The 2,784-nt window shown below is 49.2% G+C and carries 2 protein-coding genes; both read left to right on the top strand.

The window, feature by feature from the left end:
• Positions 1-305 precede the first annotated feature (305 nt).
• Positions 306-779: a MarR family winged helix-turn-helix transcriptional regulator gene (locus BG32_RS11955; RefSeq protein ID WP_006486311.1), complete on the top strand. Its 474-nt coding sequence runs from the start codon at positions 306-308 to the stop codon at positions 777-779.
• Positions 767-2,784 (top strand): ABC transporter ATP-binding protein (locus BG32_RS11950; protein ID WP_147435003.1); only part of this gene is annotated, 2,018 nt, incomplete at its 3' end. The genes BG32_RS11955 and BG32_RS11950, both read left to right, overlap by 13 nt.

Here is a 2,784-nt window from a genome sequence, read left to right as displayed (position 1 = left end):
AATTGTCATCGCGTAAAGCCTGCCCTGAAAACGACCTGTTCAAGACTCTCCAACTGTCAGTCCTTAGTGCTCCTGTGCGGGATCTTCCTTTTCCAGACTCTGCACGGATCTCGCTTCTGCCAGACCCTAGAAATTACTTTGTAGGAGCAAAGAATCTGGCTTGTTCCACAAAGTTTACGACTTCTCTTTTTTTCGTCATAGACACATCTGTGTTTCTACTGTACAATATATTTCGTATGCGAAATATTCGAAGTCTAAGTATTCGTATGCGAAAGTTCGAATGATGTGCATAGAAGGTGGTTTTGTTGGAGGAAAGCTCTAGAATACAAGAGATGCTGACGCTTGTCAAGAGGATAATGTCGGTTGTAAAGCAGAATTTCGAAAGTGATTTCAAAAAGATGGGCGTGACCCAATCACAGATCCTTGTTATGAGAGTGCTGAACCTACGTGGCGATATGAAGGTAAGCGATATAAGTAAAGAACTCGATCTTTCAAATAGCACGGTGTCTGGGATAATCGACAGGCTCGTCGAAAAGAAGATCGTCCAAAGAAAGAGAAGTGACGAAGATAGGCGAATCGTGATGATAAGTCTTGCGGACGAGTATCGCCAACCAGTTAAGAAAGGTCTCAATGCCTTTGCGCAAAAGATGAGAAAAGCATTGTCAACCATGACAGAAGAAGACGTTGATTCCATCATTCGAGGGCTCGAAAAGCTGGAGAAGATACTTGAAGAATCGCAAGAACCCAGAGAGAGGGGACGAAGCCGATGCTCAAACTGATTCGGTACCTTAAACCCTACACTGTCTTCATCATTGTCGCAGTGGCCCTGCTCTTCGTTCAGGCGATGGCGGAATTGGCCCTTCCAGACTACATGTCGAATATCGTAAATGTCGGAATCCAGCAGGGCGGTATCGAAGACGCAGTCCCGGAGGCCATTAGCAAAGAGGCTTTTGATAACGTCTCGCTGTTCATGAGCGGAGAAGATAAGCAAAAAGCTCTGAGCCACTACGATCTCATAACAAAAGACTCCGCCACTTACGAAGAAAACCTCAAGAAGTACCCTGCGCTGGAGAGCAAAGATGTCTATGTGCTAAAACCCGGAGAGATTGAAGACCGGCAGGCCCTCAGTCTGATCTTTGGCAAAGCCCTCATGGCTTACTCCGGAGTCAAGAACGGCATGACTGGGTCAAACGGTAGTTTCGCGCCCCCTGAGGGCTTCAACATCCCCGAGGGGGCAAACGTATTCCTCCTTATGAGGCTGATGCCCGAGGCTCAGAGGCTCGAAATGCTAAATCAGATCGACAGCATGGTCGAAGTCATGGGTGAAAACATCGTCAGCCAGTCGGCTGCGCTCGTCGTGAAGGAAATCTACGAAGAGCTCGGCGTGGACACTACTAAGCTCCAGAGCGCCTACGTGCTCAGCACGGGCTTGGTCATGGTTCTCGTGACTCTGCTGAGCACACTGTCCACAATCATGGTTGCCTTCATCGCTTCGAAGATAGCAGCCGCCTCGGCCAGAAGGATGAGAAGAGACGTTTTCGAGAAGGTCGAGAACTTCTCAAACTCCGAATTTGCCAGGTTTTCTACGGCTTCGCTCATAACCAGAACAACAAACGATATAACCCAGATCCAGCTCGTGATTGTTCTTCTGATTAGGATGGCATTCTACGCCCCGATCATCGGTGTCGGAGGAATCATAAGGGCTCTTGAGAAGAGTACTTCCATGTCCTGGATTATTGCACTTGCCGTCATCATAATGCTAGGCCTGATTGGAATCGTGTTCGCCATAGCCCTGCCAAAATTCAAGAAGATACAAAAGCTTATAGACAGGCTGAACCTGGTTACAAGGGAACATCTTTCCGGTCTCATGGTCGTCAGGGCCTTCAACACCCAGGAGTTTGAAGAAGAGCGATTCGACACCGTGAACAAGGACTTGACAAGAACCGACCTCTTCGTTCACCGGGTGATGGTAGTGATGATGCCGGCGATGATGTTTGTGATGAACGGTACTATGCTCCTCATCGTCTGGGTGGGCGCGCACCAGATAGAGGCCTCAACCATGCAGGTCGGAGATATGATGGCCTATATCCAGTACACCATGTTGATCATATTCGCCTTTCTCATGTTTACAATGATGTTCATAATGATCCCAAGGGCCTCTGTTTCAGCAGCCAGAATCTCCGAGATCCTCGAGGTCGACCCCCAGATAAAAGACCCAAAAAAACCGAAGAAATTTGGTAGTGATTTCAAGGGAACTGTCGAATTCAAGAACGTGTGCTACCGCTTCCCTGGTGCCGAGAAAAACATTCTGAACGACATAAGCTTCACGGCCCTGCCGGGACAGACGACGGCGATCATAGGCTCGACCGGCTCGGGGAAATCTACGCTTCTGAACATGATACCGAGGTTCTACGATGTCTGTGGCGGTCAGGTGCTGGTGGACGGAATTGACATCCGGGAAGTAAATCAACATGAGCTTAGAGACAAGATAGGCTACGTCCCCCAGAAGGGCATCCTCTTCAGCGGAACTATTGAATCGAACCTCAGATACGCCAATGAGAATGCCTCCGATGAAGAAATCAAAAGGGCTGCGGAGATCGCCCAGGCCCTCGAATTCATAAGGGCGAAGGAAGAAGGGTTTGACTCGCCAATTTCCCAGGGCGGGACAAACGTGTCTGGAGGGCAGAAGCAGAGGCTCTCCATAGCCAGGGCGCTTCTGAAGAGGCCGAAGATACTCCTCTTCGATGATAGCTTCTCGGCCCTCGACTTCAAGACTGACGCAGC

Origin of the sequence: Mesotoga sp. HF07.pep.5.2.highcov, assembly GCF_003666285.1 — a bacterium.
In the GTDB taxonomy this organism is placed as follows: domain Bacteria; phylum Thermotogota; class Thermotogae; order Petrotogales; family Kosmotogaceae; genus Mesotoga; species Mesotoga prima.
The sequence above is the reverse complement of the archived record's forward strand: the minus strand, read 5'-3'. Positions and strand labels throughout refer to the sequence as shown.